The sequence below is a fragment of the Mycobacterium sp. genome, from assembly GCF_035623875.1.
Taxonomy (GTDB): Bacteria; Actinomycetota; Actinomycetes; order Mycobacteriales; family Mycobacteriaceae; genus Mycobacterium.
Genome location: NZ_DASPSP010000225.1, coordinates 1 through 22340, shown reverse-complemented (window position 1 = coordinate 22340; position 22340 = coordinate 1). Strand labels below are relative to the sequence as shown.

Annotated in this window: 22 protein-coding genes and 1 pseudogene; 13 read left to right on the top strand and 10 right to left on the bottom strand. The window is 64.0% G+C overall.

Annotation, left to right across the window (positions count from 1 at the left end; genetic code table 11):
- On the bottom strand, window positions 1-637 hold a 637-nt coding region (locus tag VEI45_RS18455; RefSeq protein ID WP_324855802.1), incomplete at its 3' end, for a glycosyltransferase.
- A 241-nt stretch (window positions 638-878) separates the two neighbouring features.
- Between VEI45_RS18455 and VEI45_RS18450 the strand changes: the two genes are divergently transcribed.
- Both VEI45_RS18450 and VEI45_RS18445 read left to right on the top strand, forming a co-directional pair.
- Window positions 879-1601: a sugar phosphate nucleotidyltransferase gene (locus tag VEI45_RS18450; RefSeq protein ID WP_324855800.1), complete on the top strand. Its 723-nt coding sequence runs from the start codon at window positions 879-881 to the stop codon at window positions 1599-1601.
- Window positions 1602-1612: 11 nt separating this feature from the next.
- Window positions 1613-2668 carry an NAD-dependent epimerase/dehydratase family protein gene (locus tag VEI45_RS18445; RefSeq protein ID WP_324855797.1) on the top strand — a complete coding sequence of 352 codons (1056 nt, stop codon included), beginning with the start codon at window positions 1613-1615 and terminating at the stop codon, window positions 2666-2668.
- Here VEI45_RS18445 and VEI45_RS18440 read toward each other — a convergent pair.
- A complete protein-coding gene (locus VEI45_RS18440) occupies window positions 2650-3831 on the bottom strand; it encodes a glycosyltransferase (protein ID WP_324855795.1) in 1182 nt (393 codons plus the stop codon). The two genes, VEI45_RS18445 and VEI45_RS18440, sit on opposite strands and share 19 nt — an antisense overlap.
- A gap of 300 nt (window positions 3832-4131) precedes the next feature.
- Here VEI45_RS18440 and VEI45_RS18435 point away from each other — a divergent pair.
- The 3 genes and pseudogenes from VEI45_RS18435 to VEI45_RS18425 form a co-directional block, all read left to right on the top strand.
- Window positions 4132-4578 (top strand): annotated as a pseudogene (locus VEI45_RS18435) (protein tyrosine phosphatase); the annotation flags it as partial.
- Window positions 4579-5123: 545 nt separating this feature from the next.
- The gene (locus VEI45_RS18430) at window positions 5124-6035 is read left to right on the top strand and encodes a metal-dependent hydrolase (protein WP_324855794.1); all 912 of its coding nucleotides are present in this window, start codon (window positions 5124-5126) and stop codon (window positions 6033-6035) included.
- Entirely contained in the window at window positions 6035-7141 is a 1107-nt protein-coding gene (locus VEI45_RS18425) for a PDR/VanB family oxidoreductase (RefSeq protein WP_324855792.1), read from the top strand. Before VEI45_RS18430 ends, VEI45_RS18425 begins: the two co-directional genes overlap by 1 nt.
- A gap of 123 nt (window positions 7142-7264) precedes the next feature.
- Here the strand turns inward: VEI45_RS18425 and VEI45_RS18420 are convergent, their stop codons facing one another.
- Window positions 7265-7828 carry a hypothetical protein gene (locus VEI45_RS18420; RefSeq protein WP_324855790.1) on the bottom strand — a complete coding sequence of 188 codons (564 nt, stop codon included), beginning with the start codon at window positions 7826-7828 and terminating at the stop codon, window positions 7265-7267.
- 107 nt (window positions 7829-7935) lie between these two features.
- Window positions 7936-8274, bottom strand: a complete 339-nt coding sequence (locus VEI45_RS18415) for an aminopeptidase (RefSeq protein ID WP_324855788.1) — start codon at window positions 8272-8274, stop codon at window positions 7936-7938.
- 240 nt (window positions 8275-8514) lie between these two features.
- Here VEI45_RS18415 and VEI45_RS18410 point away from each other — a divergent pair, with 240 nt between their 5' ends.
- Both VEI45_RS18410 and VEI45_RS18405 read left to right on the top strand, forming a co-directional pair.
- On the top strand, window positions 8515-10152 hold the full coding sequence (locus VEI45_RS18410) for a DUF4407 domain-containing protein (protein ID WP_324855786.1): 1638 nt from the start codon (window positions 8515-8517) through the stop codon (window positions 10150-10152).
- 315 nt (window positions 10153-10467) lie between these two features.
- Entirely contained in the window at window positions 10468-11025 is a 558-nt protein-coding gene (locus VEI45_RS18405; protein ID WP_324855784.1) for a peptidoglycan endopeptidase, read from the top strand.
- A 12-nt stretch (window positions 11026-11037) separates the two neighbouring features.
- Here VEI45_RS18405 and VEI45_RS18400 read toward each other — a convergent pair whose 3' ends face one another.
- On the bottom strand, window positions 11038-12201 hold the full coding sequence (locus tag VEI45_RS18400) for a sulfotransferase family protein (protein ID WP_414687524.1): 1164 nt from the start codon (window positions 12199-12201) through the stop codon (window positions 11038-11040).
- Window positions 12202-12313: 112 nt separating this feature from the next.
- Here VEI45_RS18400 and VEI45_RS18395 point away from each other — a divergent pair, with 112 nt between their 5' ends.
- A complete protein-coding gene (locus VEI45_RS18395) occupies window positions 12314-12943 on the top strand; it encodes a TetR/AcrR family transcriptional regulator (protein ID WP_324855780.1) in 630 nt (209 codons plus the stop codon).
- A 1-nt stretch (window position 12944) separates the two neighbouring features.
- Complete coding sequence (locus tag VEI45_RS18390) at window positions 12945-14045, top strand: hypothetical protein (protein WP_324855806.1); 1101 nt, start codon at window positions 12945-12947, stop codon at window positions 14043-14045.
- On the opposite strand, the gene VEI45_RS18385 is transcribed toward VEI45_RS18390, so the two are convergent.
- Complete coding sequence (locus VEI45_RS18385) at window positions 14042-14728, bottom strand: cutinase family protein (RefSeq protein ID WP_414687523.1); 687 nt, start codon at window positions 14726-14728, stop codon at window positions 14042-14044. The two genes, VEI45_RS18390 and VEI45_RS18385, sit on opposite strands and share 4 nt — an antisense overlap.
- A 147-nt stretch (window positions 14729-14875) precedes the next feature.
- On the opposite strand from VEI45_RS18385, the gene VEI45_RS18380 reads away from it, so the two are divergent.
- Together VEI45_RS18380 and VEI45_RS18375 are read left to right on the top strand one after the other, a co-directional pair.
- Complete coding sequence (locus tag VEI45_RS18380) at window positions 14876-15964, top strand: diacylglycerol kinase (protein WP_324855778.1); 1089 nt, start codon at window positions 14876-14878, stop codon at window positions 15962-15964.
- A 283-nt stretch (window positions 15965-16247) separates the two neighbouring features.
- Window positions 16248-16835, top strand: coding sequence for a hypothetical protein (locus VEI45_RS18375; protein WP_324855776.1), 588 nt, complete (start codon window positions 16248-16250; stop codon window positions 16833-16835).
- A gap of 49 nt (window positions 16836-16884) precedes the next feature.
- Here VEI45_RS18375 and VEI45_RS18370 read toward each other — a convergent pair whose 3' ends face one another.
- Both VEI45_RS18370 and VEI45_RS18365 read right to left on the bottom strand, forming a co-directional pair.
- Window positions 16885-17727: a sugar phosphate isomerase/epimerase family protein gene (locus VEI45_RS18370; protein ID WP_324855774.1), complete on the bottom strand. Its 843-nt coding sequence runs from the start codon at window positions 17725-17727 to the stop codon at window positions 16885-16887.
- Between the two features lie 14 nt (window positions 17728-17741).
- Window positions 17742-18506: an SDR family oxidoreductase gene (locus VEI45_RS18365; protein ID WP_324855772.1), complete on the bottom strand. Its 765-nt coding sequence runs from the start codon at window positions 18504-18506 to the stop codon at window positions 17742-17744.
- A 49-nt stretch (window positions 18507-18555) separates the two neighbouring features.
- Between VEI45_RS18365 and VEI45_RS18360 the strand changes: the two genes are divergently transcribed.
- Window positions 18556-19581: an LLM class flavin-dependent oxidoreductase gene (locus tag VEI45_RS18360; protein WP_324855770.1), complete on the top strand. Its 1026-nt coding sequence runs from the start codon at window positions 18556-18558 to the stop codon at window positions 19579-19581.
- On the opposite strand, the gene VEI45_RS18355 is transcribed toward VEI45_RS18360, so the two are convergent.
- Together VEI45_RS18355 and VEI45_RS18350 are read right to left on the bottom strand one after the other, a co-directional pair.
- Complete coding sequence (locus VEI45_RS18355) at window positions 19519-19977, bottom strand: VOC family protein (protein WP_324855769.1); 459 nt, start codon at window positions 19975-19977, stop codon at window positions 19519-19521. The two genes, VEI45_RS18360 and VEI45_RS18355, sit on opposite strands and share 63 nt — an antisense overlap.
- Window positions 19974-21200, bottom strand: a complete 1227-nt coding sequence (locus VEI45_RS18350; protein WP_324855767.1) for an alkyl sulfatase dimerization domain-containing protein — start codon at window positions 21198-21200, stop codon at window positions 19974-19976. Before VEI45_RS18350 ends, VEI45_RS18355 begins: the two co-directional genes overlap by 4 nt.
- A gap of 76 nt (window positions 21201-21276) precedes the next feature.
- Here VEI45_RS18350 and VEI45_RS18345 point away from each other — a divergent pair.
- The coding region (locus tag VEI45_RS18345; RefSeq protein ID WP_324855765.1) for a sulfotransferase at window positions 21277-22340 on the top strand (1064 nt) is incomplete at its 3' end.

Below are 22340 nucleotides of genomic sequence, written 5' to 3'. Positions count from 1 at the left end.
CGGCATCCGTCGGCAACTCCAGCGTCAGCGCCCCGACGAAGGGCCGTCGCCCAGCCTGCTCCCCCCATTTCGCTGCTACCCCGGGAAAGCAGAGCTCATCGTAGGCCTGGATCTCTAGGGATACCGTCGAGAGTCCAGCTGTTTCCGGCAAGCCGAGCGCTCGGCGTTGGGTGGCTTCCGCCTGCTTTGTTACCCGCCCGATCCAGTCATCTGGGCGCGAAGGTACTCGAGGGTAAAAGTGTAGCGCAGCCAGCGGAATGCCGTAATAATCAGCGACGTTGGCAGCGAGACCCTGCTCAACGATGCCGGTCAACATTAGGTCGGCCCCGTTTGCGAGCGCCGTGAGAGTCGTGGAGCGCTCCGCCCATACCTGGGTGAAATGTTCGGCAACTCCGAGCATCGCCCCCAGCGGATTCTGCGGTATCGCGTTCTCGGCCAAATCCGCGCTCGGGCTCATCTCCTTCCGCGAGTCTGGCCCACAGGCGATCCCACCAAGGCCCGCCGACTCGATGAAGCCAAGCATCTCCGGTGGTACCGCCATGCTTACCTCGTGCCCGCGGCGCAGCAGCTCCACAGCGACGGCAGCGCACGGCTCGACATCACCGCGACTTCCATAGGCTGCCATCACAAATTTCATTGGCGGAACCTAACAGAGCGCTGCGGGCGACGGGAGGCCGCGGGCCGTCGCGTAGCGGGCATGTTCGATCCTGTGATGCCAGAATGGGTGTTCGTCAACCCCCTTCTGAGTGTCTTGGCGGGTATCCGTTGAATGTCCTATGCAGGCAAGGAGAGTGGCGGAGGATTGACACCACGCAACTGACCTGGGAGATATCAATGAAACTCTGCGCTGGCTCGGTTCTTTACCCCGTCGCGGCGACATGCAGACCGTAATCCTCTGCGGCGGAACAGGCGTCCGAGCCATGCCCTCGACCCTCGAGGTTCCCAAGCCTCTACTGCTGGTCGGAGACCGTCCGGTTCTCGCCCATGTGATGGAGATCTATGCCGACCAGGGCTTCACCGACTTCGTCCTGGCCGCCGGTCACAAGGCCGAGCTGGTATGGAAATTCGCACAGTCCCTGCCTGCCAGTTGGCAGGTCGAGGTGGTCGACACGGGCGAGGAGACCAACACGGGTGGTCGAGTCATGAAGGTGCGCGAACGTCTGGGCGAGGAGTTCTTTCTCACGTACTGCGATGGCCTGGGAGACGTCGACCTCCACCGCCTCTTGGACTTCCACCGCGCCCATGGGGGGGCAGCGACAGTAACCACGGTTTCTCTTCCTTCTCCTTACGGAACCTTCGATCTCGACGAAAAGGGGAGGGTCAGCGGATTCCGCGAGAAGCCGAAGCTGCACGACCATCTGATCAACGCCGGGTTCTTCGTTATGGACAGCCGAGTCTTCGATCGCTGGGACGGGGAGGATCTCGAACGCGAGGTTCTTCCTTCCTTGGCTAACGCCGCCGACTTGTTCGCCTACCGTCACGAAGGATTCTGGAAGTCCATGGACACCCAGAAGGATGCTCAGGAGCTGACCACGCTCTGTGCAGGAGGACGCGGACCCTGGGTCCGATTGACCAGCACCCGAACCGATCCAGACCAATAGGCAGACAAACGATGACGACCGGAACGAATATCAGACCCTTCGAACCCAACCGGGACTTCTGGGACGGACGCCCGGTAGCGGTGACGGGAGCAACCGGATTCCTCGGTAGTCACCTGACCTCTGCCCTAACGGCACTCGGGGCACGCGTCGTCGTGCTCGTTCGCGACACCGTTCCGTCCTCGGCCATACGGGACGGGTGGTGGCCGAAGGTGTCGATAGTCACGGGGGCGGTCGAAGATCAGTCCCTCATGGAGCGGATGCTCGGAGAGTACGAGGTGGCGACCGTCTTCCACCTGGCTGCTCAGACCCAGGTGGGAGTGGCGAATCGCAACCCGGTGCCCACCTACGAGGCCAATGTGCGGGGGACCTGGGCGCTCTTGGAAGCGGCGCGCCGTAGCAGTACGGTTCGCCAGATCGTCACGGCCAGTAGCGACAAGGCGTATGGAGAACAAACCGTCCTTCCCTATACAGAAGATATGCCACTCCTCGCTATCAATCCTTACGATGTCTCCAAGGCCTGCTCGGACCTCATCGCCCAGAGCTTTGCTCGCATCCACGACGTCCCCATCGTCGTAACGCGGTGCGGCAATTTCTTCGGTCCCGGAGATACGAACTGGGAGCGGCTTGTCCCGGGCACGATACGTCTCCTGCTCAAGGGCCAACGTCCGGTGATCCGCTCGGACGGGACGATGACCCGGGACTATCTCTACGTGATCGACGGAGTGTTCGCCTACCTGCAGCTTGTCGAGGCGATCTCCGAGGACCCAACACTTAGAGGCGAGGCGTTCAACTTCTCGACCGAAAGTCCGCTTTCCGTGCTGCAATTGGTCGAGATGCTGCAAGCTGCGACGGGGACTGAGCTGGAACCGGACATCCGTGCCACCGCCCGCCACGAGATACCCCACCAGTATCTGTCTGCTGCGAAGGCCCGCAAAATGCTGGGTTGGGCACCGCGTCACACCACGGAGGACGCGATCGCCGAGACCGTTGACTGGTACCGGGGCGTTCTGTCTTTCGAGACGCAGCAACACCGTGACGACTTCGTCGATCATCCAGATCGTCCCTGACGCGCGGCGTCTTCTAGGAGATCGGCTGTGCTGGCGAGACTTTCGGCGGGTTTGGTCATTTGGGTGGCGACCTCACGGGCTCGAGTGAGGTATTGCGGAGTGAGGATGGAGCGTAGGTCGGCGACCAGTGTTTCCACGTTGGTTTCTGAAAAGCGCCGCCCAAGGCCGACTTTCAGTTGTTCGATCGCAGCTGCCCAGGTCGGCTGATCGAGCCCGTTCCAGAGGATCAAGGTGGGGATTCCAGCGCGCAGGCCTAAGGCCGTGGTGCCGGCGCCCCCGTGGTGGACGATCGCGCGGCAGGCCGGAAAGGCGGCCGCGCCTTTCACCGCGCGCACAACCTTGACGTGGTCGACATGCGGGATGTGGTTGCAGTCATTCGGGCCCATGCAAATCAACGCCCGCTCGCCTAACTGTGTGCAGGCCGCGCTGATTGCGGCGATCATGTCAGCGGGGGATGCGACCGGCGTGCTGCCAAAGCCGAAGTAGATCGGCGGTGTTCCAGCGGCAATCCACGCCAAGACCTCGCCGTCGGCGGCCGTTGGCAACTCCAGCGTCAGCGCCCCGACGAAGGGGCGTCGGCCAGCCAATTCCCCCCATTGGGCTGCCAGCTCGGGCAAGCACAGCTGGTCGTAAGCCTGGATCTCCAGCGGTCCCATCGAGGGGTCGGGTGCCTCCGGTAAGCCGAGTGCCCGGCGTTGGGCATGTTCAGCCTGCTTCGCTACGTTCCCATGCGGCGACCCGAGCTCCAAAATCTGCGACGGGAAGGAGTGCAGTGCAGCCAGCGGAATGCCGTAATAATCCGCGACATTGGCGGCCAGCCCCTGCTCGTTGATGCCTGCCAATAGCAGGTCGGCCCCGTTTGTCAACGACACCAACGTCGCGGTCTTCTCCGCCGCGACTTGGGCAACATATTCGATGGCTTCCTGGATCGCGCCGAGCGGATTCTGGATCATACGGACGAAATCCTCGTCGCGCAGCTGCGCCTGCCAGTCCCGGCCGTAGGGAACCGCCGTAAGCCCCGCGGACTCGATGACGGCAAGCATGTCAGGCGGCGCAGTAACGGCCAGGCGCACGTCGTGACCTCGGCGCAGCAGCTCCCGGGCGACGGCCATGCAGGGCTCCACATCGCCGCGACTTCCATAGCCTGCCACCACAAATTTCACCGGCGGAGCCTAACTCGTGGTGATGTGTACAAGCGAAGAGAGAAATCGGGACCGGGCGACTAGGCTCCCTGACATGGACGCTAGCGCGGCGAGGAAACTCGTACCCAGCTGAGGTAACCAATCCGATTTGTGCTATCCCAGACCCTATAAGCCCCATCCCGACAACAATCGGTAGGCATAGCGTGTGCCTGCGTGTACGTAACTCGAATCTTGTTTCGAGCCGAGTTACGTACATTCGGGAAACTTCGATTTGGAGGACTCCGATGACTTGGCCGCGCTGCATTGGGAGCGGTACGGATTGTGAGTAGCCCTCGGCTGCACGTCGCGTTTGTATGCAGTTTCAATCGCGCTCGATCGGTGATGGCTGCGACGTTATTCGCTGACGAGCTGCGGGAGCGTGGTCTGGGTGATTTGGTGCGGGTGTCCAGTGCGGGCACCGCCGCTTGTGTGGGTGATAGCGCCGATGAGCAGGCGTGCTCGGTGCTGCATGAGCATGGTTATCCGGTGCCGACGGATCATCGCGCTGCGCTGGTCGGTGATGAGCACCTTGCAGCTGATTTGGTGGTTGCGTTGGGTGGCGAACATGTTGGGGTGTTGCGGGTGTGTGGCGTTGATAACGACCGGCTTAGGTGCGTCGACGTCCGGAATCCGATCGTTGGTGCTGATTTCGAGGTCGCCTTCGCCGGTATCGAGGCCGCGATGCCCGAGCTGCATGAGTGGCTAGACGGACGCCTGGCCGCACCTGGTTTCGGCCGCTTGGAAACTGCCGTGGGCTATCGCTTTTGGACGGGGATCCCCGGGGATGCGCTGAGGTCTCCGTACCATTCGGAGATTTCGTGGGAGACGAACTCGTTCTCCGCCGGATGCTTAAATCCAGAGCACGTGCCGCCGGCGCCGGACTGCGATTGCGGCTGGTACGCCGATATCGAGGTCGCGGACGTGATCGCGCGGGCACGTGGTTTCCCAAGAGTGTCGCGAGACGCGGCGCGACTGGGGGTTGTAGATCCGCCGTGGTCGTATCTGGTTGTCGGCAAGGTCCTCTTGTTCGATGTGCTGGCATACCGGCCACCACCTACGATCACGATCAGCCCCCGTGCCGAGTACCGGGCGCGCACGGCCATCATCGTCGAGCTGGGTCTCCTCGACACAGACGGAGGCCCGGAGGCCGTGGCGTTCGGCCAGGAGTTGCGGGATAGGTACGAGGTGGAGGTCCTAGACGTCAGCGATCGCGGGCAGCTCGGCGACTTTGCCGCAAGCGTCGGCGGGTAACCCCAAATCCGGGAGGAGGTCTCATGTTGCGACGTCACCGGTTTGAACGCCGGTTCGACGACGAATACGACCCGGGACCGGTGCTGATCCAGGCCCGCAAGGTGCACTTCGACGTCTCCGACATCCCACTGCACTGGATTCCCGGCCATCCGGTGGCCTCGAATTTCGCCAGCCTGCTCAACATCGTGCTGCCTCCGATCGAGCGCTGGTTCGTCGCGGTTTTCAACGAGGCCCTGCCACTGGTCAAAGATCCCAAACTGGCCGAGGACATGCGCGGATTCATCGGCCAGGAGGCAACGCACGCCGACGTCCACGACCAGGTTCTGCACGAACTGATGATGGCCCGCGGCATCGACCCCAAGCCGCTGCTTGACCAGGTGGATTTCATCTTCTCCCGCACGCTGGCGCCTAGTACCTCTCCCGACCCAAAACGCCGACTCAGCCACCTGTGCGACCGGCTGTGGCTCATCGCCGCGATAGAGCACTACACCGCGGTGCTCGGTGACTTCGTCCTCAGCTGCCGCTGGGAAGATTACGGCGCAAACCCCGTCATCGCCGACTTGTTCCGCTGGCACGGCAGCGAAGAAGTCGAACACCGCCGCGTCGCCCATGACGTCGCCGCCTATTTCCACAACAGCTACCCCGACCGGATTCGTTCGATGCTGATGGCGGTGACGATGGTGTTCGTGTTTTTCCAGCGCGGCACCTGGTACCTGATGAAAGCCGACCCGGACATCGACGTCGGCTGGTGGAAGACGCAATGGCTGCGGGCGATGGACTCGAAGCACGGACTGCTGCCGACTTTTCGAAAGCTGTTCGGCTCCAACACGTTGATGTACTTTCGGCCCGGCTTCTCACCGGAGGAGATGGGGTCGACGGCGCAGGCTGTCGCGTACCTGGCAAGCTCCCCGGCAGCGCGCGCAGCACATCTTTGATGGGGGTCTTCGAGCGGTTCCGGCAGGCCCCGCCGAGCGCCTCGGGTCGTTCGTCGCACGACGTGCTGCTCGGCCTGGCCGACGCTGCGGTAACGGGACTGTGGGTGCTGTCGCGATCGATCAGGCGTGTCACTGCGCCGGCCGATCACGACAGCAGCATCACGCTGACCGTGGTGGGACGCACGGTGGTCGCCCACGATCAGGACGTGGTCACGCTGACCTTCGCCGCCGCCGACGGTGCGCCACTGCCGCCCTGGCGTCCCGGTGCGCACCTCGACATCCATCTGCCCAGTGGGCGGGTGCGGCAATACTCGCTGTGCGGCGACCCCACCCGCCCGGACGGCTACCGGATCGCGGTGCGGCGCATTCCCGACGGTGGCGGCGGCTCGGCCGAAGTGCACGACGTCCTCGGTGTTGGCAGCCAGGTCACCACGAACGGACCGCGCAACGCCTTCCCGCTGACCGTGCCCGGCTACGGATCCCCCGCGCAGCGTTTACGGTTCGTCGCCGCCGGGATCGGCATCACGCCGATCCTGCCGATGATGCGGCACGTCGACCCCCTCGGCGTCGAGTGGTCGATAATCTATGCCGGCCGCAGCCGGGACAGCCTGCCGTTCCTGGACGACGTGGCGGAGTTCGGCGATCGCGTCGAAATCCGCACCGACGACGTGCACGGCGTCCCGACGGCGGCTCAGCTGCTGGGCGACTGCCCTGACGGCACGGCCGTCTACGCCTGCGGACCCGCCCCGATGTTGACGGCGATTCGCACTCAGCTCGCGGGCCGCGACAACGTCGAGTTGCATTTCGAGCGTTTCGCCGCACCTCCGGTGATCGACGGCGAGGAGTTCAGCGTCTGCGTCGCCTCGACAGGCGCCACAGTGCAGGTCGGCGCCGAGGAGACACTGCTGTCGGCGTTACAGCGGGCCGATGTCTGGCCGCCGTACTCCTGCCGACAGGGCTTCTGCGGGACCTGCCGTACCCGGGTGCTCGACGGCCGCGTCGACCACCGCGACACGCTGCTGACCGAGCCCGAGCGAGCCGACGGAATGATGCTGGTGTGCATTTCGCGCGCGGCAAAGGAACAGCGACTCACCCTCGACCTGTAGGTCATCCGGTCGCCGAACCGATTTAAATTGCACGCCAGCTTCCTGCCACCCGGCGTCACTCTCCCTTTGACTGGAACGCTGATGGCTTGCGTGCCCGGGCGCGGCCGCGCGATAAACCGGCGGTCAGACGCCGGTCCAGGTCTGATCGAGTTGCTCTGCCACGTTGATGACTTGCGCCCTTTGCGATTGCGGCGAATCGATTTCCTCGCTGACGTATTGCGCTATGAAGCGCCGGATCTCCCCGTCAACGCCGGCGATGATGCGCAACAACTCGCCGCGGATGCTTGTCGACGACACGTGGACGGTGATATCCGACGACCGCGGCTTGGCGACGTCGACGATCAGCAGCAGCGGTTCGGCAGCGCGCGCTGTCGCGCTCAACGCGATGTCACCGTCAACCCGGAACCGCTGTTTGTCGAGTCGTAGGTCGAGAAGCAGATTGATGAGAAGTGGGATATGGATGTCAAAAGTGATGCTGTCGGCTACGTTACGGCTGACCTGAGGCTCCTCGATCGTCACCTTTGCGCTGACTTTGGCAATCTTGCCCGGCCCCTGCGCAATCGGTTCGATGTCGAACTGGGTGCCGGCGAACGCGGCGAAGGCCGCGCCGACGCGTTCCTCGGTCACAGCCACTTCGAAGAATCGCCGTCCGAAAGCCTCGTAGCTCACATAGTCGTAGCCCTGCATAAGTAGATACCGTCTCACGTCACCTCCGACACCGCGGCTGATCCGATCGTGTCGGCCGGAGCCTCCTGTGCCAGTGGTGTGCGGCAAATACGCCGTGGGTAAACGAGTCAGACCCCGGCTGATCGACCCCCTCGCACGAAAAACGCCGCGACCACAGCGATCGCGCCGATCACGGTCACCGGAACAGTCCACGACCGCCGGCCGGAAAGTGCTGCTTGGCATTCGGCCACGAAATCGGTGTGTGGGACGATCTGGTTGAGAATCGGAATGCTGGCCACCGACTTGTTGTTTGCCTCGCGAGCGCTGGACAGGTCGGAGATCGCGGCGTTGCCGCATCCGAGGCTGCCGCCGTTGCTGTCCGAGACCGAGACCGGCGCCAATAATCCGGTGATCCCGACGACCAGGACCACTGCCCCCACCACCAGAACGAACCGCCGCAATCTCACACCGCGCTCCTTTGCCCGTTGTCGTTTGCCGGGAAGCTACTCCTCCACCTCGATAGGAAAACGTACGACGCTGGCAGCGTGTGCGGCGCACGTTATGAGAGAATTCGGCTGTCGCACTGCCGCGAACCGGCCTGAGCGATTCTGGTCGCGCTGTTAGCCGCACCACACATCGTCCCGCTGATTTTTCTATCCCGGCCTTGGTCTGTCAGGCTGACACAACCTGGAGGTGTTTTGATTCCGATGCTCACCTGGTTAGGTGCCAAAGAGTCCCGCGAGCGCCGCGAGCTCGACGCACGGCACGAGCGGTCGGCACATGCGATCGCCGGCGTCGTCGTGATCCTCGACGCTGTACTGGCCTGGCTCGTGACGACGCTCGCCATACTGGAAGCGGCGCGCTGGCCGGTCCTGGCCATCATGCCGTTCACCCTGGTGTTCGGCGTGCTGGTAGGCGCGATCACCCGGGGGGTTGCGAGCGGGCCGACGCGCGGGTTGCGCGGAATCGTGGGACGTGGACTGGTAGCAGTTGCCGTCGGCATGGTCGTGGGCGAATTCGCCGCGCTCGCGGTGTTCTCCGGGTCCATCGACCGTGAGCTGGAGCTGCAGGTCACACGCAATGCCGAGTCGGTGCCGGCGGTCGCGCAGGCATCGACGAACCTGGCGCAGCTGCGCAACGCCCGGGTGACACTCGACAAGGCCGTAGACACCGCACGTATCCACCGAGACGAGGCGCTGGTCGTCGCACGCTGCGAATACCACCCCACTCCGGCCTGCCCGCAGACCCGCATCACCGGGGTGCCCGGTTCCGGACCCGAAACCCGAACGGCCAATGACCTTCTCGCGGACTCCCAGCGAGAGCTGGACACCGCCATCGCCGCTCGCGACCGCCAAGCTGCTGAACTGGATTCGAAGATCGCCGACGGTGAGCGGTCGCTGTCCCAAGCGCGCCAATCGGCGAGCGCGGACGCTGACCATGGCTTGGCCGCGCGGTGGCTTGCTATGCACGACCTGACATTGGCCAGCGCCGGCGCACTCACGCTGCGGCTCCTCACGATCGCGTTCTTCGTATTGCTTAGCGTGCTGCCCTTGATCCTGCGGTTGTGGCGCGGCGAAACGGCCCACGATCGCCACGCAAAAGCCCATGCCGAACGCGAACGCGCCGAGCTCGAAGCGGAGACCGCGATCGCGGTCAAACGAGCCGAGGTGCACGCGGCCGCCGAAACCTTGTGGGCCGAACAGCAACTCGCCCAAGCCCGCCTGGCCGTCGAAGCACAGACCGAGATCGACCGCGCGCAGCTTCGCCGGCGAGTGAACGCCGCGCTCGAAAGCGCGACACCCGTCGCTGAGCCGGTGGAGGAAGACATTTATCTACCGATCGCTGCTGAGGCGGAGGCCGCGACCGAGACGCCGAACCTGCCCGCGACGGTTGAACCGCGCGACGTGCCAGCCACGTCGCCGGTTCCGACCATCCCCGACGTCACCAAAGCCGCCGCCCGCTGGATTCGTCCGCTGGTTCCGGGCTTTGTTGCGCGCGCGATCGACACCTCGACCCATCCATTGCGCACCGCACGCCAGGTATTCGAGGAGGTCGAGGAAATCACCTTCTCGCTCAGGCGTACTCACAAGATCGCGGTCAATACCGAGGAGAGTGCCGAACAGGGCCCCTCAAGCGGATCGGCTGCTGTCAGTGCAAGTGACGACGATCACCCCGATGCGCAATATGTTGCAGCGCAACCTGTGACGTCACAGCGCCTATCGGCAAAGCATGTAGACGACTTGTCGTTGGCGCAGCCTGAGCCGCAGCGTGGTCTGACTAAACGCGAGGGACCACCCGAGGTGCGTGCAGCTGACGGCCCACGCCAATTGCCGCCTGCCGAATAGTGGCGGACGACACCATGTCGTGATCGCCGGTTCGAAACGCGCTGCACAAAGGCGTTGCAACGCAATAGTGCTCACCAGCGAGAACAACTCTTTCGCTGAAACCGTTTCTGCCGTATGGTTTGCGAAACTGAGACCAAAATCAATGAAAGGCCAAGAACTGCTTAATCTTCCACACGTGTTGAATAAGTGGCTTCTGAACCCTTATCTAGCAGCGCTTTTCCTGAAGAAATGTAGCGCAGGCCATTCAGTGATATGAAAAGTGATGGTCGCCACAGATTTTGGCCATTTTTGATCTTGTTGTTAACGTCCCGGCGCATGTTTGTTTTAGCAACGCTGATGACAGTGCTTCAGCAGATGTCTGGCACGCCGTATAGCCATGGCTATTCCTCTGCCGGAACGGACTGTTCGGGTCTGGCCTCCTTGGTATCGAATGTGGCCACCGACAGGCCGGCTTTCGGCGATAGGTTCAACACCGGGAATGAAGAATCGGCCTTGTTGGCGCGCGGCTTCAAATACGGAACCGCCCCGGGCGCTTTGGTGATCGGCTGGAATGGCGGTCACACGGCGGTGACGCTGCCGGATGGAACACCGGTATCCAGCGGTGAAGGCGGTGGCGTGCGAATTGGTGGCGGCGGGGCTTATCAGCGCCAGTTCACCCATCACATGTACCTCCCGGTGGATCCCGATGCACCGGAGGATGCCCCACCGCCGGCGCCTGGTCCGGTTCTGGTGGACGTGGTGGCTCCCGAGCCACCCGCGCCGCCGGCGCCGCCCCCGCCCGGCCCTGACCCCGTCGAGCCCGTGCAGAACGAACTGCCTCCGCCGCCGGACCCTGCGCCGGCCCCGGACGCGCCCGGGGTCGCTACCACCTAGGTCGGCCGGCCTTCACGTCAAGAAGCGCTCCAGATAGCGGGTGAACCGGGAGCGCAGGTCATTCTCGTCGAGTCCGAACATTTCGGCCGACGTTGCAATCCGGCCCAACCGCCCGCGCTGGTGGCCCAATAGGTAACCGGCCATCGCCGTGCGAGCCGCGTTTGTCAGCGGCTCGCCGGCGAGGTCGTACACCCGCTCGGCGACGCCGAGCTCATCGGCCATGAAGTCGTCGAAGCGGATGTCGTTGGACCGCTCCGGCGGGATTACATTACGGTCCCGGACAAGCGCTTCCAGCATCATTTGCAGGCGTTCGACCCACGATGCCGCGATCTCGTGCACTGGCACGGGCGAGCAATGCATCCGCGCGGTATAGGTGATCATCGCAATCATCGACAGTGCTACGGGCACCGGGTCGCGGTGGGTGCACAGCACGATGGACCCGGCGAAGACGGCATCTAGCACCGGCAGCTGCTCGAGGTGCTGGGGCGACTTCAGCAGCCAGCGACGGCCGCCGCGCAGAAACTGCAGCGCTTTTAATTGGACGGCCAGGTGCTGGTATGACGACGTCTGGTCGTGGGCCAAGTAGTACTCGCGCCACCGCGGCACGTGTGCGAGGGTCTCGAAAAACATCGTGGAGAAGTCGTTGGCCAGCAGCTGGATCTCTTCGTGGACGTGCTCGGTCGTCATCTCGTGCATGAGCGGAAAGTGCGGCATCGCGGCGTTCATGAACTCGACCGCGGCATCCATCCGGGTTTTGCGCGGATCAGGCTCGACCCCTAGCTCGGCGGGCAGCGGGAACGGCTCGGCGCTCTCCCAGTAAGGGATGGTGCGGAACGTCGGGGCCGCCGCCAGCAGGTTGTGCAGGTGGGTGGTCCCGGTGCGCGGTAGGCCCGCGATGACCACCGGCGGTAGCAGCTCGATGTCGTGGATCTCGGGGTGTCGCGCGAGCAGATCGTTGAGCAATAGCCGGTTCTTGAGCCACTGCAACAGCTGCGCGTGGAAGTTGACGATTCCCGGCCCGTGCAGGCCGCCGATCTCTTGCAGCGCCGCGAGGTAGACGTCGAGGCGTTCCCGGTAATCGTCAGGCCCGAAGTCGGTGAGCCCGGTATCGGCCTTGGCTTTGGTATGCAGCGCTTCGGCGTCCAGCGGGCACTCTGGCGCCATCGCCGCCATCATGTTGCGGATCTGCTCGACCTGGGGACTGAAGCGGGGCTCAGCAAGGTCGTCGAGGTGCACGAGGGTTGGAGCGGCGTCGGTCACGGCGACTTATGTTACTCTGAGTTTCGTAATGACGACAGAGCTTGGCCGACCCCGCGATAAGCGCATCGACAGCGCGGTGCTGCACGCCACTGTCGAGCTGCTCGCCGAGACGGGCTACGCCGATCTGTCGGTCGATGCGATCGCCCGGCGGGCGGGTACCAGCAAACCGGCGATCTACCGGCGTTGGCCCGGCAAGGCACACCTCGTCCACGAGGCAGTGTTCCCGATCAGCGACGCGACCGCGCTGCCCGACACCGGGTCGCTGGCCGGCGACGTGCGCGAGATGGTTCGCAGGACCGCCGAGGTGCTGACCACCCCGGCCGCGCGGGCCGCGCTGCCCGGCCTGGTCGGTGAGATGGCGGCCGATCTCACGCTGCACTCCGCCCTGCTGGCGCGCTTCGGCGACATCCTGTCCCGCGGCCTATCGGATCGCCTGACGGACGCCGTCGCGCGCGGCGAGGTGCGGCCCGATGTCACGGCGGCCGAACTCGTCGAAGTCGTCGCCGGCACCACGTTCCTGGCGTTGCTCACCCGCGGGGACGCACTCGACGAATCCTGGGTAGACCGCACCGCCGTTTTCATCACGAGAGGAATCAGCGCATGCGCACCGACGACGATGCAGAGCGAAGCGATGAGCAGGAGCGGCGCTAATGAGTGACCTGACGCACGAGTCCACCGCCGCATGGCACGAGTTGCTGGACACCCTGGCTAGCCTCGACCGCTCTTTCCTCGACGGCGAGCGCGCCGTCACCGACGACCGGCACATCGCCGACGGCTACCGCATGATCGCGACCACACTGGGCGTGGCGTTCGACACCTACCTCTTCGCCGAGCCCAGTCGACCCGTGTTCGTCGCAGTCAATACGCCATTCCGACGAGACCGACGCTGGGGAGGCGACAACACCGACGCCTACTACTATCTGTGCCCGGTCGATCCCAAGCGCCGCTATCGCATCAGCGGCAACCGCGGCGACAGCGTCTACTTCTCGCTGACCGCCTACAACGAACCGTCGCCGGGCGCCTGGTCGGACCGCATCGTGGCGATCGTGCGCGACGACGACCTTGAGATCGACGCAGCCGGAAACTTCTCGTTCGAGCTCGGGCCCACACCCGATGCGGCCGTTCTGATGACCCGCGACTACCAGGCCGACCCGCTGACCGGTCGCCGGGTCAGCTGGCGCATCGAGGCGCTCGACGAACCGGAACCGATTCGGCACGGCGATGCCGAGACGGCCACGCGGCTACGGGCCAGTGCCGCCTGGCTGCGCACCATGTTCGCGATCCTCCCGCTGGCCGTGGGGGTGCGAGTCGACGAGGCGCACGCGCTGGGCCACGAGATCGCGCATGCGGCCAATGAGTTCGCCGACCCCTACCAAGTCCCGGACGCCAACTTCGGCTGGTCGGCCCGTGACGCCTGTTATTCCTACGGCAGTTTCGTGCTCGACGAGGACGAGGCGCTCGTCATCACCCATCGGCCACCGCGGTGCAGGTTTTGGAACCTGGTCGTGTGGAACCAATTCATGGCCACCTACGGCGTCACCGATGCGCGCAGTTCGGTCAACGGCCACAGCGCGGTACTCAACGCAGACGACTCAGTCACGATCGTGGTCTCTCGGGGTATGACGGCGCACCCGAATTCCCTGACCACGCTTGACTATCCACGCGGCAACCTCGCCTTCCGGTGGTTTCTCGCCGACGAGGTCCCGGCCCGGCCCGAAGTGCGGCTGGTGAAGCTGTCCGATGCGCCGACGAGCGTCTAGATCTGACTCGCTGCGAACGTTGCGCCCTGGTCGATCACGCTGCTGTTGACGTATGCGTGGTCGTGTGCGGCCCAATCCCCGCCGTCAGAGCAGACCGGATCGCCTGCGGCGCACAATTCTTGCGTTTTGGCCGCGTAGAGCGGGCCGATGACGATCGGCGGCTGACCGACCATGTTCATGAACTGATTTGACGGCGTTCCGAACAGGGTGACCGCGGCTACGTGGTTTGCCACGTCGGCGGGCATCGGCTGGGGTGCGTCCGCCGGTGCGCCGTTCGGTACGGTCGCCGAGGTGACGAAACCCATCACGGCCGCGCCCTGAGAGTATCCGCCCAGCACCATCTTGGTGCTGGGACAGTTCGCCGCCATCTGCTCGACGTGCGTGCCCGCGTCGTTAATACCGTCGAGGCCGGTACTGAAATCCATGCTGGCCGGATAGTTGACCGGGTACACCCCGAGTGACTTGCCGCCGACTTTCGAGCGCAGCGAGTCGACGAATGCCTGCCCGACATCGCCGAGGCCCGGCGGATCGTTGGTACCGCGGGCGAACACCACCTCAGCATCGGGGCAAGCTCCGTTAGCTGCGGCTGGGTCGGCAGATGCGAATGGGGTGGGTGCGGTGATTATCGCTAGTGCAGTGGCGGCCGAGGTGCCAAGGATGCTCACGAGATGATGTGGGTTCACGGATCTACTATGCCCCGTCAAGCCGCTTTCAAAACTTAAATTTCTGTCTGTCTATCAGTGCGATCCCATCCACTGGTGCAACTGTTTGATCAGCCCGCTAGCGTCTAGAAACGTCTGTGCGCTCGCATCCAGGAACGGAGGACACCCATGGCGATCCGCGTCGCCCACGTCGGCACCGGAAACGTCGGTCGTCTGGCGTTGACCGAGCTGATCACCAATCCGCAATTCGAACTCACCGGGCTGTGCGTCTCGTCGCCGGAGAAAGTCGGCAAGGACGCCGGAGCACTCGCCGGGGTGGACGTGTCCACCGGCATCGCGGCCGTCAACGACCTTGATGCCGTGCTCGCCACCGGCCCCGAATGCGTTGTGTATTGTGCGATGGGCGACACGCGTCTGCCCGAGGCGATGAAGGACGTCATGCGCATCCTCGCCGCCGGCATCAACGTCGTCGGGTCGTCGCCGGGGATGTTGCAGTATCCATGGGGGGTGATGCCCGACAAGTACATCGCCCGCGTCGAAGATGCTGCTCAACAAGGTAATTCGAGCATCTTCATCAACGGCGTCGACCCGGGATTCATCAACGACCTGATCCCGTTCGCGCTCGCAAGCACCTGCCAGCAGATAGAACAGGTGCGCTGTATGGAGATCGCCGACTACGCGACCTATGACGGCGCCGAGGTCATGCACTACATGGGGTTCGGCAGGCCCCTAGACGACGTGCCCATGCTGCTGTTACCGGGCGTGCTGAGCATCGCCTGGGGTGCGGCGATCCGCCAGCTGGCCATGGGTCTGGGTATCGAACTGCACGAGATCACCGAGTCCTACCAGCGCGAGCCGGCGCCGGAAGACTTCGATATCGCGGTGGGGCGCGTCGCGAAAGGGACGATGGCCGCGCTGCAGTTCGAAATCAAGGGCATGGCCAACGGGCGACCGGCCATAGTCGTCGAACACATCACCCGGTTGCGGGAGGACCTGCGACCCGACTGGGCGCAACCGGCCCAACCTGGCGGCTCGTATCGCGTGGAAATCATCGGCGAGCCGTCCTACACCGTGGACATCTGCCCGACCAGCCGCAAGGGCGATCACAACCACGCGGCGATCGTCGGGGCCGCGGGCCGGATCGTCAACGCCATCCCAGCCGTGGTCGCGGCGCCGCCCGGAATCAGGACGACGCTCGACCTTCCGTTCGTCACCGGAAGCGGGCTTTACACGCCGGCGAGAGTCGCAGCCGTCTGACATGAGACCTCAAAAGTCTTCGCCCACGGTGAACTCGTCCATGGCGCTTGGGCCGACGGATCCAGCTGGAGTCGGGTCATCGCCGGTCTGTACCAGGCCGGGATTCCGATCACGCTCCCCCGATCACCCGACCGCAAACTGTGGTCGACATCATCTCCGAGGCCGCACGCAGCGATCTCTCGTAGGACAGACCATGGCGTGGGTCGAATGGCATCCTCCGACCAGATAAATCCGCCCTGGGTTACGGTTTCCCGATTAGCTCGGTGGAAGGGAGTTCGGCCCGATGAGGATTTCTCGACCGGTGATCGCCGGAGTGATCGTGGCGTCAACGTTGACGGGAGTGGCGGCGGCCGGCTGCAGCAGCCATTCGAAGTCTTCGACGCCGCCATCGGGATCAACCACCTCGACCCACGCCGCCCAGCCGGGCGACTACACCTCGCTGCTGATCAAAGCCAGTGATATCGGCGCACCCGAACCCTTTACTGCCAGCCCACCGGTCAAGAACCCGAATGGCCAGCAGGGCGCAACAATAACCTTCAGCGATCAAGACCATAGCCACACGATCATCGACACTATCCAGATCACGTTGGACCCCGCGGCTGCTGCGAATGCACTTGATTCGGCAAAGGCGGTTCAGCACGAAGCCCTGCTCGCCAAACCCTTATCGGCCGACGTCGGGGTGGACGGCGCGACGATCTCGGGAACTTCTCCGGATCACTCCAAGGGAGTGACGGTGTTGCTCTTCACCGAGGGTAAGGCGTTCGTGACCCTGGAATTCGATGGTCCGTCATTTGCACTGGCACCGTCGGATTTCGTCCTCGACGTTGGCCACAAACAAGACGACGCCATCAAGAAGGGCCTCGGTAGCTGATACGCGTTTGCGCAGATGTTTGGGGTTTCTGGCGGCGTTGCACGTGCCGCTAATGCGGTGGCGGCTCGGTTTCGTGAGCGCGAGCCAGCAGCGCCCGCGCGCTCTTGACGCAGGGCAGTAACCGGTCGTAGGCGCTGACGCCGGCCTCGGCACGAGACCGCATCGGCACCTCCAACCCGACGACGCGATCACGCGGCAGGGCCGCGAGCATCTCGACCAGTGGCAACTCGCCTTCACCGGGCGCCAGGCGGTGATACATGGCTTCCTCGGCGTAGTGGTGCTGCCTGGTGGACCGCAACGGGACATCGCAGAGCTGCACATGACCGATCCGCTCCGCGGGCAGCGATCGAAGGTCGTCCGGTCCGGCACCCGAGCGGGCGACATGCATCGTGTCGATTAGCAGGCTGATCTCGTCCCGGCCTACATGCTCGACGGCGGCCATGGCGGCGGGCAGGTTTGCAATCGCGAGACCGGGAACGGGTTCGACGCTCGTCAAAATGCCCCGCTCGGCGGCCAAGTCGGTCAGCAGGGCAAGTTCGTCGAAGGTGCGGGCCCGGTCCGGCTCCAAGCTGACCGTGTTGATCCGCGGGATACCCAGTTCGGCCATGATGTCCAGATCGGCGGCATATGAGTGAACGTCGACGCCCGGCGCGATAAGCAGGCCCTCCCCCAATGAGATCGACACGCCGCGGTCATCCATCGCCGCAAGAAGATCCCGCCGCAATCGAGGATCGTCCCGCAGCGAGAACGGTTGGTAGCCCAGTGTCTTCAGAGGCGCAAATCCGACCATCCCGGTGGTGATATAGCGGCAGCCCAGATCGGAGACCAAGTGCACGTATTCGACTAGTGGCATGCCAAAGACACAGAGCATCTCGATGCCGAGGCGGTCCATCGGAGGCGCTCCGCTCAGCCGCCGACCATGGCGAGACCGCCGTCAACGGGGATCAACTGCCCGGTGATGAACCCGGCTCCATCGCCGGCGAGGAATACCAACACCGGCCCCAAGTCATCGGTGGGGTCACCAAGCTTGCCGCCGAGCGGGATTGACAGTTTCATCTGCTGATCCATGAACTCCGCGGCATCCGCACCCAGGAATTCCCGGAACCGATCTGCGCCCGGGGTTTGAACGGCCGGCGCCAGCGCGTTGACGGTCACTCGGTCCGCGCCCCACGCCTTGGCCGCCGATCGGGTCCAGGCTTGAACAGCGCCCTTGGTAGCGGCGTACACCGCGGCGACTGGGCTGCCCATAACCGCCTCGGCGGATCCGAAATTAATGATCCGTCCACCGCTGCCGCGCATCACCGCATGTGCCGCCTGATTGGTGAGAATCGTTCCTTTGATGTTCGTTTCCAGCAGAAAGTCGATTTCGTCGCTGCTGATGTGTCCGGGTACTCCGGGCTGCCACAGGCCGGCGGCGTTCACTAGTACATCCAGGCCGCCGAGTTCCGCTACTGCGCCACGGAAGGTGGCATCGACCGCCTCGGCATCCCGGACATCGCATTGCAGCCACGTCACCGGAGCGACGTCGCCGACAGGACCGGTGCGATGGTATGTCGCGACCACGCGCGCCCCCGCGTCGTGCAACACCCGCGCCGCGGCCGCACCGATACCGGTGGCGCCGCCGGTGATCAGAATGCGCCGACCCGCCAGCGGTGGATGAGGTACGGTCATGGCCGCGGAGTCTATCCGTCCGTAGAGAGTCAATATCAGGTAACGGCCCATGTATTCGATGCGGTTCGACATGCGCGCGCCCGATTTCGGGGCGACGACCACCGAGCTCTACGAGGCCGCTATCGACATGTGCGCGTGGGCCGAAACACGGGGCTGCCTCGCGGCGGTGCTGTGCGAGCATCACGGCTCGCCGGACGGCTATCTGCCCACGCCATTGATCCTCGGCAGTGCCATCGCCGCGCGCACAAAGCAGTTGATGATGACGCTCATCGTCATCCTCCCGTTCTACGACCCGGTTCGGCTTGCCGAAGAGATCGCCGTACTGGATGTGGTCAGCAGGGGACGCGCTACCTACGTGTTCGGGCTCGGTTATCGGCCTGGGGAATACCAGCATTTCGGGCTCGACCTGCGGGCCCGCGGACGAATGGCCGACGAAAAGCTCGGCCTGCTGCGTCGGCTGCTTGCCGGCGAGGTGGTGCAGCATGAGGGACGCCGAATCAGGGTCACACCTTCACCGTTCTCGCCGCAGGGGCCGCTAATGATGTGGGGCGGAGGAAGTTTGGCTGCGGCACGACGCGCCGGCCGTTACGGACTTGGGTATCTCGCGCAAGGAAACGTACCCGGTTCACAGGAGGCATACGAAGCCGCCTGTCGTGCGCACGGCCATCAGCCGGGTATGACGTTGCTGCCTGATCGCGACACGCCGAGCGTGTGTTTCGTCGCCCCCGACGTCGACCTAGCCTGGCGGGAGATCGGAGCCCACCTGCTGCATGATGCCCGCGTCTATGCCGAGTGGAACCCGGGCGATCAGACAACGGCGGGCATCGCCTACGTCAGCGATGTCGATGAGTTGCGGGCAATGTCACGCACGCATCGCATCTTCACCGCCGATGAAGCGATCGCTCATGTTCACGACGGTGGCATGCTCACGCTTGCGCCGTTGTGCGGCGGCATCCCACCCGACATCGCCTGGAAGTATCTGCGCTACGTCGACGAGGCGGTGATGCCCCCGCTACGGGTTGCCGGCGGTGGACCACCAGTAGCTGATGAACGGCTCCATGGCTCGGCTGACTAACTCAATACGCGGCCCACTCTGACCCTTGGTGTACGCCCAGAGCAACGTCCTGGATCCGTCGGGGTTGTACGACTTGACTTCGACGTCCAGTCCGCTGCTCTCCAGCGTCGCGAGATCGGACTCGACGTCGTCCGACCAGTAACCGATGTGGTGTACACCGGAATTCGCAGGAGTCCAGATGGTTCCGGGCACGGTCTGCAGAAGCTCCAGCCGTGGGTCGGCCCCCGAGTACACCATTTTCATCGGTATGGTCACCTCGCCGGCCGGTGTTTGCGCCACCTGCTCGACCTCAACGACGTCGGTCCAGGCGTAGCCGGCGACCTTGGTGAACCATTCCATGGTCGCGCCGAGGTCGTCGACGACGATGCCGGTGTGGTAAAGGTTTTCGGCCTTCATCGATCCTCCTCGGCTGTCGTGGTTTTGATCTCGTGCTCCAGCCACTGCACTTCGCTGTGGTTTTCCCGGCCGCTGGCCGCCAGAAGCTGTTCGAGCGCTGCGCGTTTCACCCGCAACGCGGCGGCATCGCCCGGCGATTGGGCTAAGACGATGTCGGTCAGGTGCAGTGCCTGAAGCGGGTGTCGCGCCTCGGCGTGGGCGTGGGCTCTTTCGACAAGCGGGTCAGTTCCGCCCGCCAGGTCGACGATGTCGGACCACACCGATGACGGTGGAACATCGTAAAGCTCGGTGGTCGACTCATAGCGGAACCACCCGACATGCTCCTCCCAGATCGCCCGCACGATCCACGGCACCTTCCCGTGCATCTGCGGCAGCGTCAAATTCGCGGGCAGGGTGACATCACGCATCAAAGTCCACAGGGCAGAACCGGAATTCATGCCATCGAGCGTGCGATCACGTAAGTAGGTCGTCGCGTCGCGCACCGTGGTCAACGTCGCTTCGATCTCGTCTCCGCCGCGGAACATGTCGTGACCGTTGAACAATGTTTCCGGTGCGAGAGCGATGACATGATCCACCGAGTGGATGAAGCTGATGGCGCTGCGAATCTTGTCGCCTCGCAACGTATATAGGTTCGGCACGTGCCCGAAGAAGGGGCCCATTAGGTTGCCGATGAATACTGTTCGGTGCTCGGGCAGCCAGACCACCAGGGCGTCGGTGGTCTCACCGCCGGGGGTGGCGTACAACTCGAACCGTCGTCCGCCGAGTTCGAAAGCGTGACTGTCGATGAATGAATCGGTCAGCACGGGTTCGGGTGGAAGTTGCGCAGCCGCCGTGTCGACGTCCATGAATGCGCCCCATAACGTCATGATGCGTCGTACGTAGAACGGATGCAGGTGGCGCCAGTACTCACGCACGTCTCGGTGGTTGGCCTGCGCGACCGTCTGGACGCCCTGGTCGTTGAACAGGCTCCACCCACCGACGTGGTCGGGATGGCCCTGAGTGAAAGTGATTACCCGCAGCGGTCCGGAACTGACGCGCGCAAACCGCGCTTTGATCTCGTCGGCTTCGAAGTCCGTGCCCGTGTTGATCAGTACGTCGCCGTCGGGCGTTGTCACCAGGTAGCTGTTCGCGATGTTCTTGGACATGAAGATGCCGTCGCCCATGTCGACGGCGTCCTGGCGGCCCTCCCCTTGTTTGACGAGTTCGTCAAGTGACGGTGGCATCGGTTGGTTCATCCTCCATGATTGGCGCATTCATAACCTAACATTTGTTCTCTACGGCCGTATAGTATCGGCGGCCATGACGACGTCGCTTTCCTCGAGCACCGCCGCACGCTTCGACGATCTCGTCACCCGGGCCTGCGAGCGCGCCGGGTTAGACGACTTCGGCCAGGACTCGTGGCAGCCGGGCCTGCGGCTGCTGATCGAGACCTGCGAATCCGCACCCGGAGTCAACCCGGGCGGCCGTGACTTCGTCTACGGGCAATTCGTCGACGCACTGTGGAATCGGCTGCGCGTCATCGACTACGTCAAGCAACACCCCGAGATCACCGATGAGCAGATCGACCGTCCCCTAATCGTGCTCGGGTTGCCCCGCACGGGCACCTCCTTGGCGAGTTACCTGCTCGATCAAGATCCGCGCCGCCGGTCCTTGCTGACCTGGGAGGCCGAGGACTCGGTGCCGCCATCCACACCCGACACGTTGCGCAGCGATCCGCGCTGCCTCAAGAAGAAGGCGGAGCTCGAGGTGCTGGCCGAGGGCTTGAAAGCGGCCAACATCCCGATGGTCCACTGGGACGAGGCCGACGGACCCACCGAGTGCATCTTCGTGCAGAACCAGGATTTCAAGGCGTATCTCTGGGAAGCCTTCATGCCGACCCCCGCCTACGCGGAATGGCTTCTGGCGACGGACATGACGAGCACGTATGCCTATGAGCGCATCGTTTTGCAGCTGCTGCAATCGCGGGCGCCGGGGACCTGGTCGCTCAAGATGCCGTCGCACGCGGTCCACATCGAGGCGCTGCTGTCGACGTTTCCCGATGCGCGCATCGTCTGGGCGCATCGTGACCCGTACACCGCCGCTGCGTCCTTCCTGCGGTTGAACTATCTGTCCCGTGCGGTGATGGGTGCCGACTTGGACGTCGACGTGGTCGTGGCAAACGTGCTGCGTCAGCTCCGCGCCCACGTCACCCGACCACTGCAGACCCGCCGGCGCATCGGCGATGACCGTTTCTTCGACCTGCACTACGCCGACCTGATGCGCGATCCCATCGCGGTGATGCGATCGCTATACGACTGGGCCGCAGACGATCTGAATGTCGCCACCGAACGCGCGATGCTGCGCTGGCTGGAGCAGCATCCGCA

What these genes read in the sequence shown, in the direction of transcription:
- VEI45_RS18450 (WP_324855800.1), top strand. Translation starts at nt 879, where the DNA reads ATGCAGACCGTAATCCTCTGCGGCGGAACAGGCGTCCGAGCCATGCCC.
- VEI45_RS18445 (WP_324855797.1), top strand. Translation starts at nt 1,613, where the DNA reads ATGACGACCGGAACGAATATCAGACCCTTCGAACCCAACCGGGACTTC.
- VEI45_RS18430 (WP_324855794.1), top strand. Translation starts at nt 5,124, where the DNA reads ATGTTGCGACGTCACCGGTTTGAACGCCGGTTCGACGACGAATACGAC.
- VEI45_RS18425 (WP_324855792.1), top strand. Translation starts at nt 6,035, where the DNA reads ATGGGGGTCTTCGAGCGGTTCCGGCAGGCCCCGCCGAGCGCCTCGGGT.
- VEI45_RS18420 (WP_324855790.1), bottom strand. Translation starts at nt 7,828, where the DNA reads ATGCAGGGCTACGACTATGTGAGCTACGAGGCTTTCGGACGGCGATTC.
- VEI45_RS18410 (WP_324855786.1), top strand. Translation starts at nt 8,515, where the DNA reads ATGCTCACCTGGTTAGGTGCCAAAGAGTCCCGCGAGCGCCGCGAGCTC.
- VEI45_RS18405 (WP_324855784.1), top strand. Translation starts at nt 10,468, where the DNA reads ATGTTTGTTTTAGCAACGCTGATGACAGTGCTTCAGCAGATGTCTGGC.
- VEI45_RS18400 (WP_414687524.1), bottom strand. Translation starts at nt 12,201, where the DNA reads ATGATGGCGGCGATGGCGCCAGAGTGCCCGCTGGACGCCGAAGCGCTG.
- VEI45_RS18395 (WP_324855780.1), top strand. Translation starts at nt 12,314, where the DNA reads ATGACGACAGAGCTTGGCCGACCCCGCGATAAGCGCATCGACAGCGCG.
- VEI45_RS18380 (WP_324855778.1), top strand. Translation starts at nt 14,876, where the DNA reads ATGGCGATCCGCGTCGCCCACGTCGGCACCGGAAACGTCGGTCGTCTG.
- VEI45_RS18375 (WP_324855776.1), top strand. Translation starts at nt 16,248, where the DNA reads ATGAGGATTTCTCGACCGGTGATCGCCGGAGTGATCGTGGCGTCAACG.
- VEI45_RS18370 (WP_324855774.1), bottom strand. Translation starts at nt 17,727, where the DNA reads ATGGACCGCCTCGGCATCGAGATGCTCTGTGTCTTTGGCATGCCACTA.
- VEI45_RS18365 (WP_324855772.1), bottom strand. Translation starts at nt 18,506, where the DNA reads ATGACCGTACCTCATCCACCGCTGGCGGGTCGGCGCATTCTGATCACC.
- VEI45_RS18360 (WP_324855770.1), top strand. Translation starts at nt 18,556, where the DNA reads ATGTATTCGATGCGGTTCGACATGCGCGCGCCCGATTTCGGGGCGACG.
- VEI45_RS18355 (WP_324855769.1), bottom strand. Translation starts at nt 19,977, where the DNA reads ATGAAGGCCGAAAACCTTTACCACACCGGCATCGTCGTCGACGACCTC.
- VEI45_RS18350 (WP_324855767.1), bottom strand. Translation starts at nt 21,200, where the DNA reads ATGCCACCGTCACTTGACGAACTCGTCAAACAAGGGGAGGGCCGCCAG.